Origin of the sequence: Verrucosispora sp. SN26_14.1 (genome assembly GCF_004307965.1) — a bacterium.
Taxonomy (GTDB): Bacteria; Actinomycetota; Actinomycetes; order Mycobacteriales; family Micromonosporaceae; genus Micromonospora.
Window position 1 is genome coordinate 1 of record NZ_SISL01000787.1, and the last position, 1,299, is coordinate 1,299.

At 73.6% G+C, this 1,299-nt stretch carries 1 protein-coding gene and 1 pseudogene; both read left to right on the forward strand.

Annotated features, from left to right (window positions below; all coding sequences use genetic code 11):
• Window positions 1–266, forward strand: a pseudogene (locus EYA84_RS31920) (hypothetical protein); the annotation flags it as partial.
• A 142-nt stretch (window positions 267–408) separates the two neighbouring features.
• The gene (locus EYA84_RS31925; RefSeq protein WP_131057866.1) at window positions 409–1,152 is read left to right on the forward strand and encodes a hypothetical protein; all 744 of its coding nucleotides are present in this window, start codon (window positions 409–411) and stop codon (window positions 1,150–1,152) included.
• Window positions 1,153–1,299 lie beyond the last annotated feature (147 nt).

Consider the following 1,299-nt stretch of genomic DNA (forward strand, 5'->3'; position numbering starts at 1 on the left):
CAGGGGTGGGTCCGGCGGGCAGCCGGGCGGCCGCCGTCGGGCTGCTCGTCGCGGCGACCGTCACGCTGGTGCTGGGTCCGCCCGGTCCGCCGTCCGGCCTGGGCCTCGCGGCGGTCGTCGCCGCCGTGGTCATCCTGGTTCTCGCCTGGTACGCCGGACGCACCGCCGACCGACCCGGCGCCCGCTCGGCGGCGGCCTTCCGGGCGGTCATGCTGGTCGCCCTGATCGATGTCGTCCTGCTGGTCACGAGCGGTCGACTGGTCTGACCACGTCCCCCGGCAGGTGGCAGCACCGGGTCGCCGTGCGGGCCACGATCAGCTCCAACTACGCTGGGAAGCGGTCTGTGCGGGGGCATGGCCAGCGGTTCCGGCGACGGCGCCGGGTGTGATCGTGACGAGGAGGACCGACGTGACGCGCTCGATCAGGGGTTCCCGGCGGGCTGCCGTACTGCTGCCCGGGATCGCGGCGGCAGCCGGGATGCTGCTGCTGTCGGGATGCGGCACCGGTCAGATCTCCGAGACGGCGAACAAGGTCCCGTCGATCCAGGGCGTCGACCTCCAGGCCGAGGACGGCCGGTACGGCGTCCGCAGCGTGCTGATCTCGTATCCCGGTGTCGAGGGCTACCAGGCCGGCGACGACGCGATCCTGAACGCGCTCTTCTACAACGACTCGCCCGACCCGGTCACCGTGACCGTCACCTCGTCGGACGCCCGCGAGGTCGTGCTCACCACGGTCCAGGCCGCGACCAGCCCCTCGCCCAGCGCCTCGCCCTCGCCGACCGGCTCCCCGTCGCCGGACCCGTCCCCGGAGGGCACCCCCTCCCCGGGCAGTTCCCCGTCGCCGGACGAGACGCCCTCCCCCGACGAGACGCCCTCCCCGGAAGAGACCGAGTCGTCGGCCGGCGGCCCGGCCCGGATCGAGATCCCGCCGCTGAGCTACGTGCAGCTCAACACCGAGGGCGAGCAGGTGCTCCAGCTCCTCGGGCTCAACTCGGCACTGCTCGCCGGTCAGAACGTCACGATCAGCTTCGACTTCGGCGACGGCAACACGATCACCAGCCCGGCCCCGGTGGCCGTGCCGCTCAGCCCGGCTCCGCCGCCGTCGCCGATCATCGAGCGGCACACCGAGTTCGAGGGCGAAGGCGGGCACTGACCCGTCCTGCCGGAATGTCCGACGGCACCGTCGGCGTGGTGAACCCATGCCGGCGGTGCCGTCGTCGTACCGGGGGGTTAGCGTCGCTCGGGTGAGCATCTCCCGATCGACCCCGGCCCGGGGAGCGGGTGGCGGGCGCGGCAGGGC